Below are 25,108 nucleotides of genomic sequence, written 5' to 3' on the forward strand. Positions count from 1 at the left end.
TGAAATTAAAAAATAAAAATGGATTTGATTGTAGTAATAACAATAGAGGTAATGCTCTAAAAGTGGTTTGAAAGAGTTGAATGTCTTTGAAATGATAAATTTTCTATAATTATGTTCCCAAAAAATTCAAGATCTTTTTTGGGATATAATACATTATTTGTAATGAACCTTAACAAAAGCTTTTTATCTGATTTTCTGTGATACCTTCAATTAATCCCAGTTCACTAATCAAAAATTCATATGCGTTATCTAACATCTTCTTTTCGCTTGCATTAAGTGCTTTTTCTTTCTGTATACGCATTAAATCACGCACAACTTCAGCACCTTCTTGCATTTTACCCGTCTTTATTTTATCAGTGTTCAATTTATACCTTTGTTTCCACGTAAGTAATCTATCTGATTCCCCATGTTGAAAAATATCCATTATGTGTGCTAATGCGGTTATATCCGTAACTGGTCGTATATTCGAATTCAATATTCTCCCTGCTGGAATCATTAGTTCCATATTACTAGCCGACATTTTTATAACATAATACTGTTGTTTTTCTCCTGAGATTTCCTTCTCTTCTATGGCTTTAATTATACCTGCTCCCTGCATTGGATAAACAATATTATCACCAATTTGAAACAAATAATCCACCTCCATATATGGTAACCTTCTCAAGCTTAACATACTTTTAGTTTTTTAGCAAAATTTTTATTTTATCATAAAATTATTTTACGAGTCAATACTTCAGAAGCAAGAAATTAAATTTACACAATACACTATAAAAATCGCAATTCCATTAACGGTTCCACACACATTCATTCTCCTTTAATACAAAAACACATCACTACATTTAAGTAGTGATGTGTTTTTGATAAGGCATAAATAAATATCTACTTTTCCGTCTATATACTAACCTGTTTGCTAACTGTTTCCCTCGCTAAAAGAAAACTCATAATCACTTGCGCTGCTACTCTACTCGTCATATCTCTGAAATCAAGAGTTGGATCAATCTCTACTATATCCATCCCTTGAACGAGCGATTCTTTACCAAGGAATTCAATCGCATCTAGTAAAGTCGTACTATCCATCCCACCAGGCCCAATTGCTGGACAACCTGGTGCAAACGCTTGGTCTAGCACATCCATATCAAGAGAAATATAAATAGAAGTCACACCTTGATTTCTTAATACTTCAATACTTTCCGTGATAATATCTTTTATTTCTCGCTCTCGTACGTCTTTCATTGTATACACTGTTACACCATGCTCTATTGCATATTCATGGTACGCACGTGCATTAGAAAAATTACGAATTCCAATTTGAACAAGTTGTTTTCCAGTAATGACATCATTTTCTAGTAAACTACGGAATGGTGTACCATTTGACGGGCCTCCATCATCTAAATTACGTAAATCATGATGAGCATCAAATTGAATAATTCCGACCTTTCCTTTACTGTTTGCAAAACCTGTTATACTCGGAAAACTAATCGAGTGGTCACCGCCAAGAACGATTGGTATCACGTTCGGGTTTACTTTCGTTACATGCCCAACTGTTTTCGCAATTCGTTTATGACTTTCTTTTATATCCGTCACATGCATCGTAATATCGCCGCAATCATATAAGACACTTTCTTTCATATCGTGTTCTTCTGTAATTGCATATGTGCTATATGCATCTAACATCGCACGAATTGTTTTTGGCGCAAAACTCGCTCCTGAATGACTAATAGACGGTTTAGAAAGGGGTGCTCCAATTAAGGCAGCACCGAATATTTCCACACCTTCCTCCCAATCTTTAATCATCTCACTCCATTTCGTCACTTCACGATCAATAAACTTTGCATTTTTCTTTAAATAGTGGCCGTGCTCCACGATTGTTCACCTCTTGTATATGCAATATTACCATTCTTCCATACTGTATTCACATGACTTACGCCGTAATGATACGGTACGTAAGCATAATTGTAAGCATCCCATAAAACTAAATCTGCCTTACGACCAACTCTAATTTTCCCAGCTACATCACCACGGTTAATGGCATATGATGAGTTAACCGTTACGGCATTCCAAACTTCTTCTGGTGTCATTTTCAATTTTAGCATCGCAATGCTCATAATAAGCTGAATATTTTCAGTTGGACAGCTACCTGGGTTAAAGTCTGTAGCTAACGCAACTGCAACACCTTCATCAATCATTTTACGTCCACGAGCAAAGCTTTCTTTATTTAAATAGAAAGTTGTTCCTGGTAATAAAGTTGCTACTGTATTAGAATTTGCAAGCATTTCAATTCCTTTATCAGAAGCACCAACTAAATGGTCCGCTGATGCTGCACCGATTTCTGCCGCTGCTTCCGCACCACCAAGAGGGTCGATTTCATCTGCATGAATTTTCACATCAAAGCCAAGCTCTTTCGCTTTTAATAAAAATTCTTTTGATTCTTCTACAGAGAACACACCTGTTTCACAGAAAATATCAACGAACTCCGCTAATTGCTTCTCTTTCATTTCTGGTAGTAGGTCTAACATCCATTGTAAAAATTCTTTCGATCTACCTTTATACTCTTTCGGAACTGCATGAGCACCTAAAAATGTTGAAACTAAATCGATCGGATGCTCTTTTTGTAATTGTGCTGTTGCCTCTAATTGTTTCCATTCCGTCTCATCATCTAATCCGTAACCACTCTTCGCTTCTACAGTAGTAACTCCGAAAGATAGCATACGGTCTAAATGGAATTTCGCTTTTTGAACAAGTTCTTCTTTCGACGCCTGTTTCGTTGCATTTACAGTTGAAAGTATGCCTCCGCCTTGTTCTAAAATTTCTAAGTACGGAACTCCTTGTAGTTTTAGTGCGATTTCATTTTCACGAGATCCACCAAATACAAGATGAGTATGCGGGTCAACGAGACCAGGAGAAACCATTTTCCCGCCGCAATCAATAACTTCTCTCGCTTGTAATCCTTTCGCTTCTTCCGCTGTTCCAACGAAAGTAATTACACCATTTTCAATTCCAACCGCACCGTTTTCGATAACAGGAAGCGTGTTCATCGCTTCCCGTCTTAACAAGCCATCTTCTTGATCCATTGTTAGTAATTGACCGATATTTATTAGTAAAGTGTCCAGCATGTTTTCTCCTCCTTATTTCATCATCGGAATGTTAACGCCTTTTTCTTTCGCAGTTTCCACAGCTAAGTCATACCCTGCATCCACGTGACGAACAACACCCATACCAGGGTCAGAAGTTAATACGCGCTCAATTCGTTTTGCTGCTGCTTCTGTTCCATCTGCAACGATAACCATTCCCGCATGAAGTGAATAACCCATACCAACGCCACCACCGTGGTGAACAGATACCCAGCTTGCACCGTTTACACTATTAATTAATGCATTTAAAATTGGCCAGTCAGCTACTGCATCACTACCATCTTTCATCGCTTCTGTTTCACGATTTGGAGATGCTACTGATCCACAATCTAAATGGTCACGACCGATAACGATTGGTGCTGATAATTCACCATTTGCAACCATTTCATTAATGATGCGACCAAATTTCGCTCGCTCACCGTAACCAAGCCAACAAATACGTGATGGAAGCCCTTGGAATTCAACTTGTTGACGTGCCATACGAATCCAGTTACATAAATGTTCATTATCAGCGAACTCACGTAAAATTACTTCGTCTGTTTTATAAATATCTTCTGGATCACCAGAAAGTGCTACCCAGCGGAATGGTCCTTTTCCTTCGCAGAATAATGGACGGATAAATGCTGGAACGAATCCTGGGAAATCGAATGCATTTTTCAAACCTTCATCGAAAGCAACTTGGCGAATGTTATTTCCGTAATCAAATGTAATTGCGCCTTTTTCTTGCATAGCAAGCATTGCTTCCACATGTTTTGTCATACTTTCTTTTGATAATTGTACGTAGCGTTCTGGATCTTCTTCACGAAGTTTCGCTGCTTCTTCTAACGTGTAGCCTACTGGAATATAACCGTTTAATGGATCATGAGCAGATGTTTGATCTGTAACTAAGTCTGGTGTAATATTGCGCTTCACTAGTTCTGGTAAAATTTCTGCCGCATTTCCTAATAAACCAATAGAAATCGGTTCTTTCTTCTCTTTATACTCGTTCGCAACCGTTAACGCTTCTTCTAATGATTCTGTATACATATCACAGTATCTCTTTTCAATACGACGATCGATGCTGCGCTTATCAACATCAATAGCAATGACAACACCGCCGTTCATCGTTACAGCAAGAGGTTGTGCACCACCCATACCACCTAAACCAGCAGTAAGTGTTAATGTACCTTTTAATGAACCATCGAAATGTTGACGAGCTGCTTCACCAAATGTTTCATATGTTCCTTGTAGAATCCCTTGCGTTCCAATGTAAATCCAGCTACCAGCTGTCATTTGTCCGTACATCATAAGACCTTTTTTCTCTAGTTCTCGGAAGTGATCCCAGTTTGCCCATTTCGGTACTAAGTTTGAGTTCGCTAACAGAACGCGAGGTGCATCTTCATGTGATTTAAAAATGGCAACTGGTTTTCCTGATTGAACAAGTAACGTTTCATCGCTTTCTAACGTTTTTAATGAATCTACAATCGCCTGATAACTTTCCCAGTTACGAGCTGCACGGCCAATTCCGCCATATACAACTAATTCTTCTGGTTTTTCAGCAACTTCAGGATCTAAATTGTTCATTAACATACGAAGTGCAGCTTCTTGCACCCACCCTTTCGTTTGTAACTCTGTACCTCTTGGCGCGCGAATTGTTTGTTGTACTTTTTCCATTTCAATCTCTCCCTTTTCTCATTTTATAGTGCTGCGTTTACATCTAATCTTTCTTTTATCGAATAATTCGTTTTTAACCAATGCGCAATATTTTCAATATCTGTTGAGAATATACGGTCATTTTTAATAGATGGCACCTGCTGACGACCTTGATGGTAGAAGCTCTTCGTCACTGTACTCATGTTTTCAATTCCGCGATATTCTGCTGCTTGCATCGCACAAATCATCTCAATAGAAAGAACACGTCTTGCATTTTGAATAATCTGATGTGCATGGCGTGAAGCAATTGTTCCCATACTTACATGATCTTCTTGGTTAGCAGAAGACGGAATTGAATCTACACTCGCCGGATGTGCCAACGTTTTATTTTCAGAAACTAGTGACGCTGCAGCATATTGCATAATCATTGCACCAGACTGAAGTCCTGGTTCTGGACTTAAAAATGGTGGTAAATCATTTAATTGCGGATTCACTAAACGTTCAATACGGCGCTCCGAAATATTTGCAAGTTCTGCCATTCCTACTTTTAAGAAGTCCATCGCAAACGCAATCGGTTGACCATGGAAATTCCCGCCCGAAATTACTTTTTCCCCACCATCAAAGATAAGCGGATTATCTGTTGCTGCATTCATTTCAATTTCTAATTTTTCTTTCACATAATTTAAAACTTGCCAAGAAGCACCGTGTACTTGCGGGATACAGCGAAGTGAATAGGCATCCTGTACACGTAGTTCTCCTTGTTTTGTTGTTAATTTACTATCATGAAGAATGTCACGAATTCTGCTCGCTACTTCCACTTGCTCTTTATAACCACGTGCTTTATGAACATTTTCATCAAATGCATCAATAATGCCTTGTAACCCTTCAATTGTCATCGAAGCAATTAGTTCAGCTTGATACGCCGTTGCTTCTGCTTCTATATAAGAAAGAACTCCTTGTGCTGTCATCGCCTGCGTACCATTAATTAACGCAAGACCTTCTTTTGCTTCAAGTTCAATTGGCTCAAGCCCTTCTTCTGTAAGAGCAACCATTGCATGAACGCGTTTCCCCTTATAGAACACTTCACCTTCGCCTAATAATACGAGCGCAAGATGAGATAAAGGTGCTAAATCGCCACTTGCACCAAGTGAACCTTGTTGCGGAACGACTGGATGAATTTTACGGTTTACAAACTCAAGAAGCATATTTACAACAAGCGGCCTAACACCAGATACTCCTTTAAGCATCGTGTTCGCTCGTAAAATTAACATTCCACGCGATACTTCTTCCGGGAATGGATCACCAATCCCACATGCATGTGACTGAATTAAATTATGTTGAAGTGCCTTTACATCATCTTTTTGGATAAGCACATCACTAAACTTTCCAAATCCAGTTGTAATTCCGTAAACGACTTTTCCGTCCTCTACAATTTTCTCAACTACTTCGCGGCACTCCGCTACCTTTTGCATACTAGTTGGACAAGCTGTTACACCTTCTCCTTCCAGTAATAACCTCTTCATTTCTTCAACTGTCAATGTATGTCCTGTTAACGTAATCATCATTTTTCCTCCTTAAAAAGGCAAAAGGGGACCTTATCTTTTTAAGACAGACTTCTGTCCTAAAAAAGTAAGGCCCCCTTCTAACTAATAGACTATGGGCAAATCATATGTGATTAATTCCTAAACCAATCGCCTCATGCTCAGATCCTTTTACAGGTGCACCAATCGTTCCATATAATGCAACAGCAACCCATTCGCCTTCTTTTTTTCCGTCGTATGGTGTACCGCGCACAATCGCAAAACGAAGTCCTACTGTACGAAGAACGTCTGCTAACTGAATTTGACCTCTCGTCACTCCGTACAAAGCTTCCATAATTGCATGATAAAGTGCATGTGTTTCTCTGTAAACGTCTGTTTCAATAACTTGGTTGCTTTTAGCCGCTGTTTCCATTGCTGCGACAACCTTTTGCGAATTCATCGAACCCACTTTCCCCGTACAATACTTCCAACCTTTTGGAATGGATAATACAGGACTTTCATTCTCATCCGCAAGTGCCAACAGCATGGCCATACGACCAATTCGATGTGTTCCTTGAAGAAGCATGTGACTCTCTCATTTCTTTTGAATTATTTGAATATTACTTAATTTAAGAATATATGAAAACGTTTAAATCGTCAATAGTTTAAACTCACATTCAAACAATTTTTTTATCCCCTCCATTTGTGTACACAAATTATTTACACAATTTTTCCAAGCATGCTATAGTCTCATTAACAGATGCAAAGGGGCGAGATTTCAATGACGAAGCGAAAAGATATTCATTTTCGAATTGAAGAAAAATTACTTGCAAGGTTTGAAGCTGCACTCCATTACGAAGGTTTAAAGAAAACCGACGTATTAACACATGCGATTCAGCAATTTTGCACGAAGGTGGAATGTGAAAAAATGAATGATGTAAAACGTCAATATAACGTTAGCAACCATTTACAAACACGCATCGACACACATACACATTACGAAGAAAAACACGTAGATTTAGATAAGATCGTCATTGAACATTTACAACTTCAAGGGGAAGAAAACATATTAGAGGTTGGGTGCGCTAGTGGAAAATTCCTTTCCCTTTTACAAACAAATGGTCATAAAGGCCCATTAACCGGGTTTGATCAATCCGAAGCTATGCTTGCTGAAGCTGCTAAAACAAATAACTTAATAGAATGGAAACGAGGGGATGCTAGTAAACTTCCTTTCGAAACAAATTGTTATGACCTAATAATTGCAAGACATATGTTATACCATGTGAAAGATGTTGAAAAAACAATTCAAGGATTCCATAAAGTAATTCGTCCTGGTGGAACACTTTTAGCTACAACAAATTCTAGCGTTACACTACCTCGTATAGTTGAAATGTGTAACCGTATGTTAGACGCATTTGATTTACCGAAAACAACATCATCAGTCACTCCATTTTGTTTAGAAAACGGTAAAGAGATATTACAATCTGTTTTTCCAACTGTTGAAGAAACAGTTATTCATAATGCTCTCGTTTTTCATCATGCTACTCCGATTGTAAACTATATTTCTAGCATGTTTCCGTCGCTAAATATACCTGATAATACATACCTTCACGCAGAAATGAAGGTATGGCTAAAAGAAGAAGTAGAAAATGAATTGTCACTTCATAACGGTATATGGCGTGACCCAAAAACGTTAGCCATTTATCGATGTCAAAAAGAAAAAAGCTAGCATTTGCTAGCTTCTACACGTTTTCTCGTAAAAGTTTCTCCATTACTACATTGCCTTTACCACAATAAAAATCTGTATTATGTTCGTCTGCCACTCCAAAATAAGAGGCAATTGCTATTCCAAATGGTACAAATGCATGCCCTTGTGCTGTAATGATATTTGAGTGTTTCACAACTTCTTCATACACGAAATTTTCTACTGGAAAACAATCAAATTTTTGATAATCTATAGTCGCAGTATAAGAAATCCCTTTAAATAACCCTGCTTTTGCTAGTGCATACGGTCCAGCACAAATTGCCGCCACTAATTTTTCTTGTTCATGAAATTGACGAATGATTGAAAAAAGAGGTTTTGCATCTTCCAACTGTCCTTCTTCTCCACCTGGAATAAGTATCCCCTCATACTCATCTACACGTACTTCACTTACTTCTATATGCGGCTGCACTTGCAATCCAGTTTCACTTATAACCAATTCTTTAGTTAAGCCCGCTGTAATGATTTCATATTTATTTTTCAGCAATGCCGTCGCTACTGTTATTTCAAACTCTGCAAATGTTGAGTATACAAATAAAAGTATTTTTGTCATAGCTCTCTCTCCTTTAACCAGTCCATAAAATATACCTCTAAATCGTCCACTGTTAATCTATTCGTGTCCACATAAGTTACAGGAAATTGTTTATACCAGTCTTTTTCAGTTTCTACTAATTTAAATTGCTCCGCAAACGTACTTCTGTTTCTTGTTCTATCATTATTTTTTCTATCATATACATTCTTTTTCGTAACATCTAAGTAAAAAATCACATCCGAACGGCATGCTCTTAATTTATATAATTCATCTTTCAATTCAGTTTCTATATCCCACTCTTCTCCTATAATCGTTGGATAAAAGAGTGTAAAGAACTCAATGTCTTCTGGTCCGCGATCAAAAATTACGACTGAATCTTTCACATTTTGAAACTCCTTTATTTTTGCTTCCATAAACATTTTTTGATTCATAATAAACCCTACTTTTGAATTCATATCTAAATTCAATTTTTTTCGCTTCTCTACAATTGGATATGGATTTTCATATATAACTCGAAACCCTCTCTTTTCTAACCTTTTTGCTAATGTTGTTTTTCCGCTAGCCATCGGCCCTTGCAGTGAAATTACGTATGCCACACCTCTCATTCCCTTACACTTTAGTACACCTATAATATACAGAATCTTGAAAACTCTCAACATTATATATATCATCTTGTTTCTTATTCATATCTAACTTATAATGAAAAATAGAGATTATGACGGACACATCAATAATGTAAGCTTGGAAATCCAAGCTTACATTATTTTTTGCTTTCCCTTTTCTAATAAAAAGAGTATACTAAATTAGAACGTATGTTCTTAGTAATTACATACAGTAAGGAGATAGAACAATGGTATACGACACAAAAGCAATTTCTTGGAATGAATCTTTAAAACAACTTCAACGCCGCTATACAAACAAACAAGTTGACCGAAAAGAATTTGAGGATATTGAACTGATGGAATTCTTCCGCGATAACGACTACATTTCTTTACCTACACATATAAGCGGCCTATCAAAAACACGTTTTACTTCTTACTCTATTTTCACAACTGAAGATAAAGATCGTAAAGTTGGCACACTTATTATTGAGTATGTTGAAGACGATAATAATAATTTATGTGTTGAACAACTATACTTCGTTTAAACTATAACGCTTGGTCAAAATGACCAAGCGTTCTTGCTTTCTATGAATCTCACTGTATATAATATGAATAAAAGAAAACCGCTATCATTAAGGGGGGATATGCGTGCTCGAAGGATGGTTCAGTTGGTTCATTGTATTATGGACGGTTATTTTATTAGGGCTTATGTCTATCGGTGGATACTTTATGTTCAGAAAATTTTTAAAACGTTTACCAAAAGAAGACGGCATGTCCATTTTGGATTGGGAAGAACACTACATAAATAAAACGAGACATTTATGGGCTGACGAACAAAAACAATTGTTAGAAGAGCTTGTAAGTCCTGTTCCAGAACTATTTCGTGATGTTGCAAAATCAAAGATTGCTGGCAAAATCGGGGAACTTGCATTACAAGAAAATGCCTCTCAAATTACACAAGACTTGATTATTAAGGGATATATCATTGCCACACCAAAGCGTGATCATAAATTTTTAATAAAAAAACTACAAGAAAAAAAGATTGATTATTCTAACTATCAATCTTTACTCGCAAAGTAACTTCATATTATTTTCGATAAAAAAGACAGCGCCTTTGACGCTGTCTTTTTATTTGGTACATATACAGTTTTTAAGTTAGCTTCATATCTTTTTCATTATAAAAACCATCTTCTTTTTCCATTTCCTTCTGTAATTTCGTAAAGGAACGATACATTGCAATTCTCCATGACACAATCATCGCAAACGCAAGTAAGAAGAACATGCCACTAAGTTGTCCTAAATCAAGAGATTGACTTAAGTAGGTTTTAAATACAATCCGCACTACAAGTAATCCAATTAATATGAAAACAAAGGCTTTTGAACGCTTCAAATAAATCTCTTGTCCTCTAATTTCAAATTTAGATGTTTTAATAAGAAAAATAGAGAAAATCAAACCGACACCAATTGCTTCTAACATTTCTGCTGGAGTTAATCGAAATTCAGGGAAAACATACATCAATGCACCCGTACTCATAAAAAATGGTGGAAGTATAATTTTTTTCAATGTTGCAGGTTTCTTAGCTGCTTTTAAACGAATAAACATCGCACCGACAGCCATACAAACAGCAACGATACTTGATAAAAGAACTATGTTCATATTTTCTCATCCTTTTTTGTGGCTATATGCAAAATATACTTTCATTATATGCTTTTCCGTTAGTATTTCCAACATTTTCGCAGAATAATACTAAAAACCAGTAAAACCACCAAATAAACTTGAGAAATATACGATAATTTTCGTCATCCAGTTAAAGTATAGGAAGACACCCATAACAATCATAATATATCCTCCGACTTTCATGAAGGCCATACTATTTCTTTTAATCCAAGACATTTTCGTAATAAAGAATGACAGTACGAAAAACGGGATTGCAAATCCAAGTATGTAAGCAATCATATATATCATTGCTGATTCTGGATTTGTTGCTGCTAATCCAATTACAGACACTAGAATTGGTCCGGTACATGGCGTCCATCCTGCTGCAAAAGCTAATCCGATTAGTACTGATCCAAAATAGCCACTTGGACGATTTTTAAATGTAAATTTACGGTCTTGCATTAAAAATTTCGGCTTAAACACCCCGACAATAATTAAGCCGAACACGATGATAAATATACCACCTAACTGTCTGATTAAATCTTTATAGTCAGTAAAGATTCCTCCAATAAAACTTGTACCAAATCCAATTGCAATAAATATAATTGAAAATCCAAGTAAGAAAAACGCTGTATGTATCATACTTCTTTTGCGAAGCATTGCATTTTCTTCTTTCAATTCAGAAACCGACATACCTGTTATGTACGATAAAAATGCCGGATAAAGCGGTAAGCAACATGGGGAAATAAATGATAAGAACCCGGCGCCAAACGCTAAAAAAATACTAATATCTTGCATCATTCCACTCCTCTCCCTAAATATTGTAACAAAAACACATAAAAATACTATGAACAATTCGTGAAATCACTTTTACAACGTGGCAATAAGAAAAACCGCACTTCCTCACAGTTTCTAATAAAACGTTTTCATTTCCTTCTATTATATAGAAAAAACCCAAATGGATTATAAAACTCCTTTAATTGTTATTACCATAACAAAGGTAACATAGTTTCTCAAATAATTAGCACGTTACTAGTACGTCTATATACATATTGGTTTAAAAAATATTTTTTTCAAATGCTATCTCTATACAATGCAAAGTTTATTTTATAATACTTCTACTATTAAAAATTTCAAGATTATGCATAAATATCATACTTTTATTATTATTCTATAAAATGTCATACTTTTCTTTCATTTGACCCTTTATTTCTAATTTTGTATACTTCCCTCTAGTTATATATTTTCGATACGGAACAACTTCATATAGATGGGAGGAATTTTTCATGCTTCGTTATTCTCTTTTAGTTTTATTAGGAGCGTGTAGTTATGGAATTTTAGCTATTTTTGTTAAGCTTGCATATGCAGAAGGATTTTCACTTGGAGAGGTAATTGGCAGCCAATATTTGTTCGGTTGGATTATTTTGCTTGCTATTACACTTCTATTTTCTAGACATCGCGTTCCTTTAAAGCAAGCATTACTTTTATTCGTTGCAGGAACATCTGCAAGTTTTACCGGAATTTTTTATTATGCTTCATTAAAAACTGTACCAGCTTCTATTGCAATTATTCTTTTATTCCAATTCGTTTGGGTCGGAATTATCATTGAAGCAGTCGCAACAAAAACATTACCTTCAAGAGAAAAAGTTATTTCTGTTATTTTCTTACTTGTAGGGACATTTTTATCAAGTGGTTTACTTGAACAATCAGTAGGTGCTTTCGATACGACTGGGGTCATTTTAGGTTTATTATCTGCTGTTACATTCGCAACATACATTTTCGTAAGCGGAAAAGTTGCTGTTGAAGTACCTTCATTACCGCGCGGTGTTCTCTTAATGACTGGTGCTTTAACTTTAGTCATGATTGTATTCCCACCAACATTTATTTTTAATGGTGCCATTTCTCAAGGTCTTTGGAAATACGGTTTAGGATTAGGAACATTTAGTATCGTTATTCCATCTATTGCCTTTACAATCGGGATTCCAAAAATCGGTTCTGGCTTAGCGACTATTCTTGGTGCAGCGGAACTACCAGTTACAACAATTATGTCAGTATTCGTTTTAAAAGAGGCTGTACTATCTTCACAATGGTTCGGTGTATCACTTATATTAATTGGGATTGCAATCCCGCAAATTGCATACGCAATGCGTGGACGTTATCGTAAACATCATACGCATAAAAAAGTCGCAGCATAAAGTGAAACTTTAATTAGTTGAACCAATCGGGCTTTTATGGGATAAACGAGAGAGGATTTTCATTTGAGAATCCTCTCTTTTATTGTTGTATACTTATGATAAATATTTTGCTGAAGAAAGAAGGCATACTACATGGTATCTATTTCAAATCAACTAAAAGAAAAACTTATTTCCATCCGTCGACATTTACATGAGTATCCAGAACTATCATATGAAGAGTTCGAAACAACAAAAGCAATAAAAAATTGGTTAGAAGAAAAAAACATTACTATCATTGATTCCAATTTAGAAACAGGAATTATCGCTGAAGTGTCTGGTAATAAAAACGGACCAATTGTAGCAGTTCGTGCTGATATTGATGCCCTTCCTATTCAAGAAGAAACACATTTGTCCTATGCATCTAAAGTACGAGGGAAAATGCATGCTTGTGGACACGATTTTCATACAGCTGCTATTTTAGGTACTGCTTTCTTATTAAAAGAAAGAGAATCTTCCCTAAATGGAACGGTTCGCTTCATATTCCAACCAGCTGAAGAAAGTAGTAATGGCGCTTGCAAAGTTATTGATGCTGGACATTTACGTAATGTGCAAGCGATTTTCGGCATGCATAATAAACCTGATTTACCAGTAGGTACAATTGGCATTAAAGATGGTCCACTGATGGCCGGAGTTGATCGATTTGAAATTGAAATTCACGGAGTTGGTACACACGCGGCTGTACCAGATGCTGGAGTAGATCCTATTGTCGCATCCTCTCAAATTGTGATGGCACTGCAAACAATTGTAAGCCGAAATATAAGTTCATCTCATAATGCAGTTGTTAGTGTTACAAATATTCATGCAGGAAATACGTGGAACGTGATTCCTGAAAAAGCTACGTTAGAAGGAACGATTCGCACATTCCAAGCTGAAACACGTGAAAAGATTCCAGCACTCATGGAGCGTATTATTAAAGGTGTATCTGATGCATTAGGTGTAAAAACGAAATTCTGTTTTTATTCAGGTCCTCCTGCTGTTCACAACGATAAAGCTCTTACAGACTTATCTACTCAAGTTGCCACAAAGATGAATCTTAATATCATCTCGCCTAGTCCGTCAATGGCTGGAGAAGATTTCTCATTTTACCAACAGGAAATACCAGGTTCATTCGTCTTTATGGGAACGAGCGGTACACATGAATGGCATCATCCTGCTTTTACAATTAATGAAGAGGCACTGCCTATAAGTGCAGAATACTTTGCTTTACTAGCCGAAAGAGCACTTAAACAATTCTCATAAAAAAAGCCGTTCAAAGTGCATCTCAGCACCCTGAACGGCTTTTCTTATTAAGTTAAATCACGTTTTAAAAACACAGTATATGAAATACATAAAAATACGAACAAATAAAGTAACAACATACATGATGCAAACGGGAATGTTACTCCATCAATAAAACTTCCATTCTTTGAAATACTATATAAATCTGTGTTTGCTGGCAATAAATATTTCGCCCAGTTATATCTAGTGGCTGCTAATAGCGCAATATTGCCTGATAAAGCAAGGAATAGTGAAATACCAATTGCACCTCCACTAGATCTTGTTAACACAGAAATCATAAATGCAAACGATGCGTACACAACCGTTGGTAACCACGATAAAACATAATATTTACTTGCTTCTACAAAAATGTTTTGTTTTATTATATTTCCATCTTGGAAAATAAACTCACTCCATGCAGGCTGTTGGAATTTATAAATAACAAGTCCACATAAAGCGGAGAAGATCATATTAAATATAAATAATAAAGCTGCAAATATAACAATTGCTAAAAATTTTGCTGTTAAAATTTTAAAGCGACTCGCTGGTCGTATCGTTAAAAATTTATATGTTCCCCAGCTATATTCATTCGCAAAAATTGTACTTGCATACACGAGGATAAATGGGAGCAAAATTGGAAATACGATAAAACCTGTATCTCTCATGAAAGAAAGTGGAGAACTGCTTGCCGGTGCTGTATCCGTATCTAAATGCTTCATCTTAAGCTGGTATTCTTTTACAAGCTCATCCCCTGATTTTTCTGCTAAAATAGCTTCTTTTTTCATGCCAAGCTTTTTCTCAATTTCTACAGTTCGTTCTGTATAATCTACTTTCCATCCTTTTGTTTCCGGTTCAAAATACTTTACCGTAACCCATCCTAATCCGATTATTAATACTGCAATAACTGCAAATGGAATAATCGTTCGCTTCCGCTTAAATATTTTATACAGTTCGTTATATACTAAATTAAACAATATCTTTTCCCCCTGTTAATTCTAAAAATTGCTCTTCTAACGTTTTTCTTTCTTCATATACACGATACACTTGAATATTTTTCTCAAGCAATGTACGAATAACATTTGGGATTTCTTCATCTTTTACATTAATAAGTAATTCATTATCTTTTACTAAAACATCATGCCCTAATATTTCTGCTGCTTTATTCGCATCATCTACACGTATACGGATCGTCTCCATCTCTTCGCTTTGGCTATGCTGAATATTTTGCGTAGCCACATATTCCCCGTGCTGAATAATGATAACTCTGTCACACATTAATTCAACTTCTGAAAGTAAGTGACTTGATACAAGTACAGCTTTTCCTTGTTCATGTGCAATTTTTTTTATGTACATTCTCATTTCATGTATTCCACTAGGGTCTAATCCATTTGTCGGTTCATCTAGTATCAACACGTCTGGATCGTGAATAAGTGCCTGAGCGATTCCTAAACGTTGTCTCATGCCGAGTGAATACGCTTTTACTTTGCGATCAATTACTTGTCCCATCCCTAACAATTTCACTACTTCATCGATACGTTCTTCGGTCACATTACCATTCATTCGTCCGAAATATGTTAAATTTTCATAGCCGCTCAAAAAAGGATAAAATTCAGGTGTCTCAATTACCGCTCCAATTTTCGCAGCTGTTTTTTCGAATTGCTGTTTCACAGATTGACCATCAATCCATACTTCACCTTCTGTCATACGGATCATACCAACCATCATTCTCATTAAAGTCGTTTTTCCAGCACCGTTTGGTCCGAGTAAACCGACAACCTCGCCTTTTTTCACTTCAAAACTAATATTTTGTACAAGTGTCTTTGATCCGATTCGCTTCGTTAACCGATCGACTTTTACAATTGATTGTTCATTTGTCATTCTATACAACCTTTCCTTCCCATTCTTTGTCAGGTCTTTTCACTGTAACATGATTATTTTTATGTGTAAAATAGAAAAAAGCATGATTTCTCATGCCCTTTCTTTAAACCGCAACGAATTTTCATCTTTTAAATTTCGAACAAATCGATAACATTGCATCATCGATATTAAAACGACAGTCATCATAATTACACTAATAATTACAACTGCATATATTGTAATTGGCGCACTATTTATTCCTTGTATCCCTGCGATTTTCATAAAGATAACCGTGAATAATTTCAAAAATAGCATCCCATTAATTAATCCAAAAACAAATGCTGCTCCATAAATGAATAATTGCTCCTGACATAATACACATAGTACCTCTTTTCTTTTCATATTTTCTTCTACATAAGATATAAACTCCTCCCTCCTCACATGCAAAAGGGAGTACATCATTTTATATGTAGTAAAAATACATATGAAAATTAGTACAATAAAAAGTGTGTAAAAGTACATTTGAAATACAAATGCATTCCCTACTTTCAAAATAGCTCCTTCATTAAATTGTAACGATATCATAAAAAACAAAATCATAGTACTCATAGCAATCCACATAAATTGCTTCATCCTTTTGGTAGCAAATGTTATAATATTTTTTCTCGCTAACCGACATAAAGACATAAAATTCTTCCCCTACCTTATTACATACGCATTCTATACTACTAGTGTATAAAAATATGACATTTTAAACATCGCACTACAATCGGAATTTCTTCTAAGTCTTTAGTCCTAGAAAACGAAATGATAAAAAATCACATTTAGAATATAATTGTAAAAAGGAGGAGGTTGCATGCGTATAAAATTACTATCAATCTTGTGTTTATTATTACTCACAAGTTGTAGCCAAATAAAAAACAATGAAGTTGCCATTGTTGAGCCATACAAATTAACAAAAGAGCAAGCTTCTATTTTACAAATGACTCCTTTTCAAGAAGGAAATAGCATATTTTATAACGTTACGCTTAAAAATGATAAAGATGAAATAAATGCTACAATTGATTATTATAACAATGGTAAGAAAACAAAAGAAATTGCTAATATAGCTACCTCACATTTTTCAAAAAAGAAAGTAAAGCTTTCTTTTTTACCACCACATTTCCAATTTGATAAAGATATACAAGAAAAAAGGCAGTGGTATCTGAATATTGAAGGTGGTTCAACACTTGTTCCTGAAGAAGCGCCACCAAGCGTAAATAGCTCTGCAACTACTACAATCCAATCTATAAAAAATTTAAAATACAATCAAAAAACAACTTTAGCTGCTGTAATCCAAACCAGTCAAGAAACTGTAAGCGTCCCTACAATTGACGAAGAAAAGGGTATTGATTTACTCTTAAAAGAAAATGAACACGTTTATCTATTTAGTATCGAGCTAAAAAAAGAACAATAAAGCGGAAATGCAACTTAAGTTGCATTTCCGCTTTATTGTTTAATAAGGTGTACTTTTATGGATTTGAATCAAATCCATTTTCTGTTACTACTATTACTCATCTTCTACTTCTATTCTATTACTCATCTTCTACTTCTATTCTTTTCTTCTCTCTTGCAATTTTTAAAAACTCTAGCAGCTCTGGATTACTATTCATTTTTTTGTAAGCCACTGACATTTCTGCAACGAAATTAGAATCATATAACTCTTTATATACAACTTCTGTTTTATATAACTTATTTGCCGACACGGGTATTACTGTAATTCCAATCCCTGCTGCTACAAGCCCCATAACTGTTTGATACTCTGTTGCTTCTTGTACAATACGTGGACTAAATCCAACTTCTCTACAAAGAGATAAAATTGTATCATACAAAGCTGGCCATACTGGTCTCGTAATAAATACAAACGGCTCATCTCGTAAATCTTCTATATGTATTTCATCTTTCTCTGCAAGTGGATGTGCCTTTGGTAAACACAAAGTGCAAGATAACCTTTGAATTGGCTCTAATTCTAATAATTGCGTTGGAATTGGTGGACGTAAAAAGCCAATATCGATACGGTTATCATGAAGTGCATGAACTTGATCTGGTGTTGACAATTCATGTAATGCAACAGACACTCTCGGAAATTTCTTTCTATATTCCCTAACAATTGATGGTAAAATATCATATATCGCCGCACCTACAAAACCAATTGAAAGTGATCCTACTTCTCCCCTTTGTGCACTTTGTGCAACTTCTACTGCTTTTTCAATTTGTTCAAACGCCTTTTTTACTTCTTTTAAAAACATTTCTCCTGCTTCTGTTAGTTCAACCTTTCTTTTCGTTCTTGAAAATAATGTAACTCCCATTTCTTTTTCTAATTGCTGTATTTGTTGACTAAGTGGTGGTTGTGTCATTTGTAAACGAGCAGCCGCCCGTCCAAAGTGTAACTCTTCTGCCACAACAACAAAATATTGCAAATGCCGTAATTCCATTTTTGGACACCCTTTTCACTTTCGATTAATATGTCTTATATATTAATAACATATAATTTATATATTAGACAAATATTTTGAATGAACGTATAGTAGAAATTGTTAATTCTTTTTTACAATTTTTATGTAACAAAAGAAAGAGGTGGTTACTGTATGAAATGGTGGAAGTTAAGCGGACAAATTTTATTACTATTTTGTTTCGCTTGGACAGGTGAATGGATTGCAAAACAGGCACACCTCCCAGTTCCAGGAAGTATAATCGGTATTTTCTTATTATTAATTTCATTAAAATTTAACCTAGTTAAAAAAGAATGGATACAGGACGGAGCAGATTTTTTATTAAAAGAACTTATTTTATTTTTCATCCCTTCTGCAGTCGCTGTCATACGTTACAGAGATACACTAACACAATATGGAATCGATCTCATTTTAATTATTATGATTAGCACTCTTTGCGTTACCTTAGTTACAGGACTTTTAACAGAATTGCTACTAAAGCGGAAAGGATCAACGCAATGATCGGATTTCTTTGTTTACTATTAACACTATTCACATATTGGCTATCAAAAAAAATGTATCAACGCTGGAATTGGAGTCTACTTTCTCCTCTTCTCGTCTGTCCCATTATTTTAATTGCTTTATTGCTCGGATTAGATACACCTTATGAAACATATGAATCTGGTGGTCATTGGTTAACTGAATTATTAAAACCCGCAACAGTTGCTTTTGCATGGCCAATCTATAAATACTTTGATTTATTAAAGAAACATGGAATGGCTATCTTACTTAATGTCATTGTCGGTTCGTTTTTATCAGTCATTACTTCAGCACTACTAGCAAATTATTTTCAAATTGATTCATCACTAGAACATAGTTTAGCGCCACATATCGTAACAACACCAATCGCAATGGCTATTTCAGAAATGATTGGTGGCATGTCACAATTAACTGCTGTATTTGTCGTTTTAACTGCCTTAACAGGAGCATTGCTCGGTCCTTCTCTCATACGTATTTGCCGTATTAAAACAGCAATCGCAAAAGGTATTATGTTAGGAACAAGCGCAAATGGAACCGGTACATCAAAAGCATTCGAAATCGGTCCTGTGGAAGGAACAATTGCAAGTTTATCTATGCTTTTAACAGCAGGCGCTAGTTTAGTTATCGTTCCGCTTTTCTTGTCTTGGATACATTAAAGAAGCAAGTATTTACATACTTGCTTCTTTATCTATATATTGGCACAGCAATTCATAATCCTCTGGAAAAGCTAAACACAATTGTTCAACTTCATGTATCCCTTTCCAAGCAATTTCATGTATTAACTCATCAGGATCTTGGATTTTCATATTACCGCCTATTTGTTTAACAAAATAATAATGGACATACACTGGAACACCGTATGTAATACCCTCTTTTTCATATATTTTATTTACAACTTCCACATTGTAACCTGTTTCTTCCCAAACTTCCCTAATACAACATTCTTCTAGTGTCTCTCCCTTTTCAAGTCCTCCACTTGGGACAGACCACCTTTTTTCTTCTCCCTCTTTGCCCTGCAGTACCATTAAAACTTCCTTTCTTTCATTTACACATACCGCTGCACTACCTATCCATCTCTCCATAAACATCCCTCCCCTACTAAAATTCGCCCTCTTTTTTATTTTCCCCTTGAAAAAAAGAGGAAAAAAATAAAACAATGACGAAAGATTACATCAACTTCATAGGCAATCCCTTCTTAGAAATTAAAACTGGAAGGATGAAAATATGATTTCTAATTATGTTGTGGAATGTGTCTTTTGTGAAGAAAATCGAAAGCCTCGCCAAGCTATTGTCACAGTTCCCGCCACTACTCAGCTACTAGCCATTGAAAAAGTGCGTGCGGAATGCAAACGTCGCTTCGGAAAAACTGTATTATTACAAACAGAAATTAAAGAAAAAATTGTTTTTGAACAAAAAGAAAGCTGACCATCAATTGGTCAGCTTTCTTATCCGATCATATTTTCACATGAAGATTAGGGGCATCCTCTTTAAGGATCGGGATTTTCCCATTATGTACGTTCCATAATGGTCATCGAACAATATATTTCTATACAATTAACTATTGAATAGAATAGGGCAAAACTTGTTCGCATTTTTAGAAAAGGGATAGGGATATAATTCAAGTAGTACTTCGAATACTCGAACTTTACACTCATAATATTAAAACAAATCCTTTTATATGGGAAATATGAATTACCTACATAATTCATTCGTAAAATATATTAATAGTTTGCTATATTAATTTTATCCCGCTATTTGTAAGCAGTAACCCCCTACTTATTATAATTTCACCTTATTCCATCAATAGCATACATCCAGCTAAAACCGGTGTCATAATCATCGAAAACCTCAAAAGCATTCGCGGTGCATAATTTGTAAACTTCGCGCCAATATATGCCCCTAACATGGTCCCGATTAATACTTGCAATAACAATATATAATCTAAATATCCTTCCGAACTATATCCTAGCCCACCTCCAATTGCAATCGGTAATATAACAAGCATCGTTGTCCCTACAGATTGCTGAATCGTTAGTCTCAATAGAACCATTAATCCAAGCTGAATAAACGGTGCAGAACCAATCCCAAATGAACCAGCCATCATTCCAGTAACTAATCCAAGGCATATACATTTCAACAAGTAGTTCATGGAAAACTCTTTATGCTTATATAAAGATGACTGTTCTTTGTTTTGGAACATAATTAATTTAATAAACATAAAAATTGCCGATAAAAATAACATCCCAGCTGTAAACCAATGAAGAAGATGTGCTGGTATAAGTGAACCAAATTTAGAACCAATATAAGAGCCAATTGCGCCAAATCCTCCAACAATCCCGCCTATAATAAATGCAACATTGCCTTCACGGTAATGACTGACAACACCTGATAATGTCGTAAATGCCATTGCAGTTAAAGATGTTGCAAGAGCAACATGAATAGGAATATGAAATACTAAAGTGAGTATCGCGATAATAAACCCAGCTCCTCCAGCTCCAACAAATCCTAATAAAATACCCATTACTAACATTGTTATAATAATTGCCACAGACTTTCCCTCCAGTAACACAATTATCCATCATATTTATCCTTACATACAAATAAAAAGCATCCTAGACGGATGCTTTTTATTTCAAAAATATGTACTTAATCTTGATTAATCAAAATAACCGCTGGACCAGCGACCACTACTCCAGCTACTTCTATTTTTTCAAATTCCTTTACTGTAATAGATATAACTCCTTCTCTTTCCATCAATTCTTTACTCAGGACATCAGTCGGGATTGCTTTCACCGTCTTACCTCCTTTTCATTTATACAATATGATAAAGTAAAACTTTAATGAGTGGGGTTTTTGTCCGTACTTATTAATTATTACCCCTCACCAATCGGACTAATAATCACCCAATGCATCTATATATATGCATCACCTCCGCTTTCATTCCTTATTCCACTCAAAAACCTTCTCCCCCTTCCGTGACATATTGAAAAATAAAAAAGAAGCTATAACATATAGCTTCCCTCTACGTTTCTTTAATCTTTATGCACCGTATATTCCATGACTTTTCCATCTCTATCAAATTGGAAAACAAGCTGTTCGCTATCTATTGGAATAAAGCCACGTTCAGTCCCAAGATAATACAAAGTGGTAACTCCTTCTTCCCCACTTCTCGTTTCCGTTGGAGCTCCTAACAATTGTATAATTTCTTCATTTGATTTCCCTATTAATTTATATTTTTGTAATAGATCATCTACCATATATACCCGCTTATCTGCATGATTTAACCATCTATTTTGATTAAACTTTGATGTATATTCATTTACACTTAGTTGTACAGTGCACACTATTAATGGTATGAGTGCTACTATTAAAACCCCCACCATTTGCTTCTTTTCTTCATTACGATTTTTAGAAACATATAAAATAGCCCTTTGAATCATGACTAATAAAACAAATGGTATGAATACTACAAAAATGCTCCTTACACTTAAGGGTATATGGACCATATCAATGACGAATATAAATAGAATGTACATTACTATATACAAACAAAAATAGACATACAAAATGCCACGTAGCATAGCGTTCAGAAAGATCTCCCCTTTTAACTCACTATATAATTCATCCGGCTAATCATTTCTCGAATCTGTTCTAATTCTTGCACTGTATATACTACTTTCCCTGCTAAGATTTCATTTCTGAAGAACGTTACAATTTGCTCCCGATTTTTTAATCTAGGTGTTTCCTCACTAGAAAGATCTATTATTTCTTTTCCATTTTCATTATAAAAATATACAACTGGTTTTACCTTTTCTTTTATACTATTAGCCTGCATTTCTTTCAAACAATTGTATAAAATTTGAGATAGTTTCTTCGCCTTATATACTGGATTTCCTTCATTTTTCACTTGTATAGTTGACGAATCTTTACCTACTATATATTCAAATGTCTCTTCTTTTTCAACTTCTTGTTGATACTTACCCATTTCATCAATCATAAATGAATATATACCAGCATTTTCTTTCGTTAAACCATGAATTAATTTCTCTTCCCATTCTTTCGTCTCAAGTAGATAAATACCAGTTTTGCACAAGATGAGATGATGGATTCGATTATCGTTTATTTCACTATTATTTTTAATAAAAACATTCGGCATGATTTGAATTTCAGCATCTAATATGATGCCTTGCTCTATGAATCCTCGCTTCATATAATGTAATGTTTCGTACGTATTCATTTCAGCACCGTTTTTAGTATATTCTCGTAAATTTGCAATTAATTTTTGAAACATATGTATTTCGTTATTATGTTTATTTTGTATTTCACTACGTTCTTTACTATGCTGCATAGCTAATTGATTTTTCATCATACGCATATTTTCAATTTCTCTATTTGCACTTACTTGTAAATCATTGTATTTTTTCTGTTCCATATTTTTTAAATTATTTTGTTGTTCTTTATGCTCTATCACTGTAGCTGCAATTTCATTTTTATACGTTTCAATCGCTTGTTCCTTTTCAAATTCTACTTGCTGACTCTCTGATTCTAACTGTTTATTTTTATAAAACAGCACAAATGCTACAGCTAATAATATTAAAATCGCACCTATTAGCACATAATTCATATTTTTACTCCTTTATTTCATTTTCGATTATTTTTTATAAATATATCTACTATAGTATACTATGGTTTCGATATAGACTTTGTAAAAGTTGTATATTTTTAATAAAAGGCACCTCTGACGGGGCACCTTTTATTTTCACTCTATTGTACACCATACTGAATATAACTCGGATCGTAGTATATCCATTGATTTGTCCCTAAGCAAAGCCATCCATCTTGCTTACTCCACACTCGATACGATTCACCCTGATGTAACTGTCTTATAACATTTCCATTTAATGATGGAGCATCACGCAAATTTACATTATCACCAGTAATAGTCGCCACATAATGTTTATACTGAATATAACTCGGATCATTATATACCCACTGATTTGTCCCTAAACAAAGCCATCCATCTTGTTCTCCCCAAACTTCATATGTTTCGCCACGATTCAATTGGCGAATTACACTAGACTGTAAAGATGGTCCACTTCTCAAATTCACATTATCTCCATTAATTATAGCAACCCCGTACACTGGAGTTGCATTATTAGGCGGGGAAACATTACCTCCACCACTTGCTCCATTCCCTTTTAAAGCTTCTAATGAAACTGCAGCTGATACATCACAATTTCCTACGCCTGAAATTTGTCCAGAATCTGTGTACTGCCACGCTGTCCACGCTGTCCATCCACCAGCATCAGCAGGCGGTGTACTCGAGTATTTAGCAATCCAAAGCGGTATATCACTTAATCCGCTAATTCCGAACTCATTAATATACCAAACTCCTGTATATAACATTACATCTTTTCCAGTAGCCTGTTTCACATAATTTATGAAGCTTCTTGCCCAATTCGATATAGCGTTACCAGTTAAATTACTGTTGCTCGGATCTGTTGGTGATTCTAAATCCAGAACTGGCATTAAGTCTGTCTGGTTATTTTGTAATATACCCACAAAATATTTCGCCTCTGAAATTGCATCATTTTGTTCTGGGCGTGCAAAATGGTATGCACCAATTAATACATTCGCATTTCGTGCTGCTTGTACATTCTTAGTAAAAGTAGGATCAATGTAGTTTACACCTTCTGTCGCTTTTGCATACGCTGCTGGAATTCCAGATGCCTTCACTGCATTCCAATCAATATTCCCTTCCCAATGAGACACATCAATAAACGTAACATTTGAACTTGATCTGTTTTGCATATAAAATCTCCTATCAATTTTTTTACTTCGTATACATACAATATGTACAAGTTTCATAAGAGGACACAACATTTATGCTATAGAAACAAAGAGTAAACATAT

The 25,108-nt window shown here is 35.1% G+C and carries 30 protein-coding genes; 9 read left to right on the forward strand and 21 right to left on the reverse strand.

Annotated elements, in window-relative coordinates; translation table 11 throughout:
- Positions 1-169: 169 nt before the first annotated feature.
- From AB6801_RS16220 to hutP, 6 genes are all read right to left on the reverse strand, one after another.
- Complete coding sequence (locus AB6801_RS16220; RefSeq protein ID WP_170317877.1) at positions 170-631, reverse strand: CarD family transcriptional regulator; 462 nt, start codon at positions 629-631, stop codon at positions 170-172.
- A 260-nt stretch (positions 632-891) separates the two neighbouring features.
- The gene (gene hutG / locus AB6801_RS16225) at positions 892-1,863 is read right to left on the reverse strand and encodes a formimidoylglutamase (RefSeq protein WP_000399831.1); all 972 of its coding nucleotides are present in this window, start codon (positions 1,861-1,863) and stop codon (positions 892-894) included.
- Positions 1,842-3,113 (reverse strand): imidazolonepropionase, encoded by a 1,272-nt coding sequence (hutI, locus tag AB6801_RS16230; protein ID WP_000887540.1) that lies wholly within the window; start codon positions 3,111-3,113, stop codon positions 1,842-1,844. Before hutI ends, hutG begins: the two co-directional genes overlap by 22 nt.
- A 12-nt stretch (positions 3,114-3,125) precedes the next feature.
- Complete coding sequence (gene hutU, locus AB6801_RS16235) at positions 3,126-4,784, reverse strand: urocanate hydratase (RefSeq protein ID WP_000416946.1); 1,659 nt, start codon at positions 4,782-4,784, stop codon at positions 3,126-3,128.
- Positions 4,785-4,807: 23 nt separating this feature from the next.
- Positions 4,808-6,325, reverse strand: a complete 1,518-nt coding sequence (hutH, locus tag AB6801_RS16240; protein ID WP_000631875.1) for a histidine ammonia-lyase — start codon at positions 6,323-6,325, stop codon at positions 4,808-4,810.
- A gap of 103 nt (positions 6,326-6,428) precedes the next feature.
- On the reverse strand, positions 6,429-6,869 hold the full coding sequence (hutP, locus tag AB6801_RS16245; RefSeq protein WP_000926516.1) for a histidine utilization transcription antiterminator HutP: 441 nt from the start codon (positions 6,867-6,869) through the stop codon (positions 6,429-6,431).
- A 195-nt stretch (positions 6,870-7,064) separates the two neighbouring features.
- On the opposite strand from hutP, the gene AB6801_RS16250 reads away from it, so the two are divergent.
- The gene (locus AB6801_RS16250; protein ID WP_000166749.1) at positions 7,065-8,012 is read left to right on the forward strand and encodes a class I SAM-dependent methyltransferase; all 948 of its coding nucleotides are present in this window, start codon (positions 7,065-7,067) and stop codon (positions 8,010-8,012) included.
- Positions 8,013-8,025: 13 nt separating this feature from the next.
- Here the strand turns inward: AB6801_RS16250 and AB6801_RS16255 are convergent, their stop codons facing one another.
- Together AB6801_RS16255 and AB6801_RS16260 are read right to left on the reverse strand one after the other, a co-directional pair.
- Positions 8,026-8,598: a DJ-1/PfpI family protein gene (locus AB6801_RS16255; RefSeq protein ID WP_098341139.1), complete on the reverse strand. Its 573-nt coding sequence runs from the start codon at positions 8,596-8,598 to the stop codon at positions 8,026-8,028.
- A complete protein-coding gene (locus AB6801_RS16260) occupies positions 8,595-9,182 on the reverse strand; it encodes an AAA family ATPase (protein WP_002000475.1) in 588 nt (195 codons plus the stop codon). Before AB6801_RS16260 ends, AB6801_RS16255 begins: the two co-directional genes overlap by 4 nt.
- 245 nt (positions 9,183-9,427) lie before the next feature.
- Here AB6801_RS16260 and AB6801_RS16265 point away from each other — a divergent pair, with 245 nt between their 5' ends.
- Positions 9,428-9,724 (forward strand): hypothetical protein, encoded by a 297-nt coding sequence (locus AB6801_RS16265; protein ID WP_000262400.1) that lies wholly within the window; start codon positions 9,428-9,430, stop codon positions 9,722-9,724.
- 103 nt (positions 9,725-9,827) lie between these two features.
- Positions 9,828-10,259 (forward strand): DUF2621 domain-containing protein, encoded by a 432-nt coding sequence (locus AB6801_RS16270; RefSeq protein ID WP_000889371.1) that lies wholly within the window; start codon positions 9,828-9,830, stop codon positions 10,257-10,259.
- A 70-nt stretch (positions 10,260-10,329) separates the two neighbouring features.
- On the opposite strand, the gene AB6801_RS16275 is transcribed toward AB6801_RS16270, so the two are convergent.
- The 3 genes from AB6801_RS16275 to AB6801_RS16285 form a co-directional block, all read right to left on the reverse strand.
- The gene (locus tag AB6801_RS16275; RefSeq protein ID WP_001028440.1) at positions 10,330-10,836 is read right to left on the reverse strand and encodes a CcdC family protein; all 507 of its coding nucleotides are present in this window, start codon (positions 10,834-10,836) and stop codon (positions 10,330-10,332) included.
- A gap of 90 nt (positions 10,837-10,926) precedes the next feature.
- A complete protein-coding gene (ccdA, locus tag AB6801_RS16280; protein ID WP_001152676.1) occupies positions 10,927-11,634 on the reverse strand; it encodes a cytochrome c-type biogenesis protein CcdA in 708 nt (235 codons plus the stop codon).
- A gap of 16 nt (positions 11,635-11,650) precedes the next feature.
- Entirely contained in the window at positions 11,651-11,800 is a 150-nt protein-coding gene (locus tag AB6801_RS16285) for a peptidase T (RefSeq protein ID WP_071686460.1), read from the reverse strand.
- 322 nt (positions 11,801-12,122) lie between these two features.
- Here AB6801_RS16285 and AB6801_RS16290 point away from each other — a divergent pair, with 322 nt between their 5' ends.
- Both AB6801_RS16290 and AB6801_RS16295 read left to right on the forward strand, forming a co-directional pair.
- Positions 12,123-13,031 carry an EamA family transporter gene (locus tag AB6801_RS16290; RefSeq protein WP_000947046.1) on the forward strand — a complete coding sequence of 303 codons (909 nt, stop codon included), beginning with the start codon at positions 12,123-12,125 and terminating at the stop codon, positions 13,029-13,031.
- Positions 13,032-13,163: 132 nt separating this feature from the next.
- On the forward strand, positions 13,164-14,309 hold the full coding sequence (locus tag AB6801_RS16295; protein WP_000253673.1) for a M20 peptidase aminoacylase family protein: 1,146 nt from the start codon (positions 13,164-13,166) through the stop codon (positions 14,307-14,309).
- Between the two features lie 47 nt (positions 14,310-14,356).
- Here AB6801_RS16295 and AB6801_RS16300 read toward each other — a convergent pair whose 3' ends face one another.
- From AB6801_RS16300 to AB6801_RS16310, 3 genes are all read right to left on the reverse strand, one after another.
- Positions 14,357-15,301: an ABC transporter permease gene (locus tag AB6801_RS16300; protein ID WP_000482759.1), complete on the reverse strand. Its 945-nt coding sequence runs from the start codon at positions 15,299-15,301 to the stop codon at positions 14,357-14,359.
- Complete coding sequence (locus tag AB6801_RS16305) at positions 15,294-16,205, reverse strand: ABC transporter ATP-binding protein (protein WP_000180622.1); 912 nt, start codon at positions 16,203-16,205, stop codon at positions 15,294-15,296. The genes AB6801_RS16300 and AB6801_RS16305 overlap by 8 nt, the downstream gene beginning before the upstream one ends.
- A gap of 90 nt (positions 16,206-16,295) precedes the next feature.
- Complete coding sequence (locus tag AB6801_RS16310; protein ID WP_053512832.1) at positions 16,296-16,871, reverse strand: hypothetical protein; 576 nt, start codon at positions 16,869-16,871, stop codon at positions 16,296-16,298.
- A 169-nt stretch (positions 16,872-17,040) separates the two neighbouring features.
- Here AB6801_RS16310 and AB6801_RS16315 point away from each other — a divergent pair, with 169 nt between their 5' ends.
- Complete coding sequence (locus AB6801_RS16315; RefSeq protein ID WP_058840273.1) at positions 17,041-17,640, forward strand: hypothetical protein; 600 nt, start codon at positions 17,041-17,043, stop codon at positions 17,638-17,640.
- 118 nt (positions 17,641-17,758) lie between these two features.
- Here AB6801_RS16315 and alsR read toward each other — a convergent pair whose 3' ends face one another.
- On the reverse strand, positions 17,759-18,658 hold the full coding sequence (gene alsR, locus AB6801_RS16320; RefSeq protein ID WP_000423234.1) for an acetoin biosynthesis transcriptional regulator AlsR: 900 nt from the start codon (positions 18,656-18,658) through the stop codon (positions 17,759-17,761).
- A gap of 153 nt (positions 18,659-18,811) precedes the next feature.
- Between alsR and AB6801_RS16325 the strand changes: the two genes are divergently transcribed.
- Both AB6801_RS16325 and AB6801_RS16330 read left to right on the forward strand, forming a co-directional pair.
- Positions 18,812-19,177 carry a CidA/LrgA family holin-like protein gene (locus AB6801_RS16325; protein ID WP_000872365.1) on the forward strand — a complete coding sequence of 122 codons (366 nt, stop codon included), beginning with the start codon at positions 18,812-18,814 and terminating at the stop codon, positions 19,175-19,177.
- Positions 19,174-19,851 (forward strand): LrgB family protein, encoded by a 678-nt coding sequence (locus tag AB6801_RS16330; protein WP_000578965.1) that lies wholly within the window; start codon positions 19,174-19,176, stop codon positions 19,849-19,851. The genes AB6801_RS16325 and AB6801_RS16330 overlap by 4 nt, the downstream gene beginning before the upstream one ends.
- Positions 19,852-19,863: 12 nt before the next feature.
- On the opposite strand, the gene AB6801_RS16335 is transcribed toward AB6801_RS16330, so the two are convergent.
- Complete coding sequence (locus AB6801_RS16335) at positions 19,864-20,277, reverse strand: NUDIX hydrolase (RefSeq protein WP_000442977.1); 414 nt, start codon at positions 20,275-20,277, stop codon at positions 19,864-19,866.
- A gap of 142 nt (positions 20,278-20,419) precedes the next feature.
- Here AB6801_RS16335 and AB6801_RS16340 point away from each other — a divergent pair, with 142 nt between their 5' ends.
- Positions 20,420-20,620, forward strand: a complete 201-nt coding sequence (locus AB6801_RS16340) for a DUF3903 domain-containing protein (RefSeq protein ID WP_000625225.1) — start codon at positions 20,420-20,422, stop codon at positions 20,618-20,620.
- Positions 20,621-20,987: 367 nt separating this feature from the next.
- Here AB6801_RS16340 and AB6801_RS16345 read toward each other — a convergent pair whose 3' ends face one another.
- The 5 genes from AB6801_RS16345 to AB6801_RS16365 all read right to left on the reverse strand — a co-directional run bounded on the left by AB6801_RS16345 (position 20,988) and on the right by AB6801_RS16365 (position 25,006).
- The gene (locus AB6801_RS16345; RefSeq protein ID WP_000974654.1) at positions 20,988-21,743 is read right to left on the reverse strand and encodes a sulfite exporter TauE/SafE family protein; all 756 of its coding nucleotides are present in this window, start codon (positions 21,741-21,743) and stop codon (positions 20,988-20,990) included.
- Between the two features lie 98 nt (positions 21,744-21,841).
- Positions 21,842-21,988, reverse strand: a complete 147-nt coding sequence (locus AB6801_RS16350; protein WP_000644411.1) for a BC1881 family protein — start codon at positions 21,986-21,988, stop codon at positions 21,842-21,844.
- Between the two features lie 239 nt (positions 21,989-22,227).
- Entirely contained in the window at positions 22,228-22,776 is a 549-nt protein-coding gene (locus tag AB6801_RS16355) for a hypothetical protein (protein ID WP_000943752.1), read from the reverse strand.
- A 23-nt stretch (positions 22,777-22,799) separates the two neighbouring features.
- Entirely contained in the window at positions 22,800-23,819 is a 1,020-nt protein-coding gene (locus tag AB6801_RS16360) for an NERD domain-containing protein (RefSeq protein ID WP_097999070.1), read from the reverse strand.
- Between the two features lie 140 nt (positions 23,820-23,959).
- Entirely contained in the window at positions 23,960-25,006 is a 1,047-nt protein-coding gene (locus AB6801_RS16365) for a GH25 family lysozyme (RefSeq protein WP_001181392.1), read from the reverse strand.
- Positions 25,007-25,108 lie beyond the last annotated feature (102 nt).

The organism is Bacillus sp. RCC_6_1 (genome assembly GCF_041360755.1).
Lineage (GTDB): Bacteria > Bacillota > Bacilli > Bacillales > Bacillaceae_G > Bacillus_A > Bacillus_A cereus.

Coding starts and splice junctions, on each gene's coding strand:
- hutI (WP_000887540.1), bottom strand. CDS start 3,113: ATGCTGGACACTTTACTAATAAATATCGGTCAATTACTAACAATGGAT.
- hutU (WP_000416946.1), bottom strand. CDS start 4,784: ATGGAAAAAGTACAACAAACAATTCGCGCGCCAAGAGGTACAGAGTTA.
- hutH (WP_000631875.1), bottom strand. CDS start 6,325: ATGATTACGTTAACAGGACATACATTGACAGTTGAAGAAATGAAGAGG.
- hutP (WP_000926516.1), bottom strand. CDS start 6,869: ATGCTTCTTCAAGGAACACATCGAATTGGTCGTATGGCCATGCTGTTG.
- AB6801_RS16250 (WP_000166749.1), top strand. CDS start 7,065: ATGACGAAGCGAAAAGATATTCATTTTCGAATTGAAGAAAAATTACTT.
- AB6801_RS16255 (WP_098341139.1), bottom strand. CDS start 8,598: ATGACAAAAATACTTTTATTTGTATACTCAACATTTGCAGAGTTTGAA.
- AB6801_RS16260 (WP_002000475.1), bottom strand. CDS start 9,182: ATGAGAGGTGTGGCATACGTAATTTCACTGCAAGGGCCGATGGCTAGC.
- AB6801_RS16265 (WP_000262400.1), top strand. CDS start 9,428: ATGGTATACGACACAAAAGCAATTTCTTGGAATGAATCTTTAAAACAA.
- AB6801_RS16275 (WP_001028440.1), bottom strand. CDS start 10,836: ATGAACATAGTTCTTTTATCAAGTATCGTTGCTGTTTGTATGGCTGTC.
- ccdA (WP_001152676.1), bottom strand. CDS start 11,634: ATGCAAGATATTAGTATTTTTTTAGCGTTTGGCGCCGGGTTCTTATCA.
- AB6801_RS16290 (WP_000947046.1), top strand. CDS start 12,123: ATGCTTCGTTATTCTCTTTTAGTTTTATTAGGAGCGTGTAGTTATGGA.
- AB6801_RS16295 (WP_000253673.1), top strand. CDS start 13,164: ATGGTATCTATTTCAAATCAACTAAAAGAAAAACTTATTTCCATCCGT.
- AB6801_RS16305 (WP_000180622.1), bottom strand. CDS start 16,205: ATGACAAATGAACAATCAATTGTAAAAGTCGATCGGTTAACGAAGCGA.
- AB6801_RS16310 (WP_053512832.1), bottom strand. CDS start 16,871: ATGTCTTTATGTCGGTTAGCGAGAAAAAATATTATAACATTTGCTACC.
- AB6801_RS16315 (WP_058840273.1), top strand. CDS start 17,041: ATGCGTATAAAATTACTATCAATCTTGTGTTTATTATTACTCACAAGT.
- alsR (WP_000423234.1), bottom strand. CDS start 18,658: ATGGAATTACGGCATTTGCAATATTTTGTTGTTGTGGCAGAAGAGTTA.
- AB6801_RS16325 (WP_000872365.1), top strand. CDS start 18,812: ATGAAATGGTGGAAGTTAAGCGGACAAATTTTATTACTATTTTGTTTC.
- AB6801_RS16330 (WP_000578965.1), top strand. CDS start 19,174: ATGATCGGATTTCTTTGTTTACTATTAACACTATTCACATATTGGCTA.
- AB6801_RS16335 (WP_000442977.1), bottom strand. CDS start 20,277: ATGGAGAGATGGATAGGTAGTGCAGCGGTATGTGTAAATGAAAGAAAG.
- AB6801_RS16340 (WP_000625225.1), top strand. CDS start 20,420: ATGATTTCTAATTATGTTGTGGAATGTGTCTTTTGTGAAGAAAATCGA.
- AB6801_RS16355 (WP_000943752.1), bottom strand. CDS start 22,776: ATGCTACGTGGCATTTTGTATGTCTATTTTTGTTTGTATATAGTAATG.
- AB6801_RS16360 (WP_097999070.1), bottom strand. CDS start 23,819: ATGAATTATGTGCTAATAGGTGCGATTTTAATATTATTAGCTGTAGCA.
- AB6801_RS16365 (WP_001181392.1), bottom strand. CDS start 25,006: ATGCAAAACAGATCAAGTTCAAATGTTACGTTTATTGATGTGTCTCAT.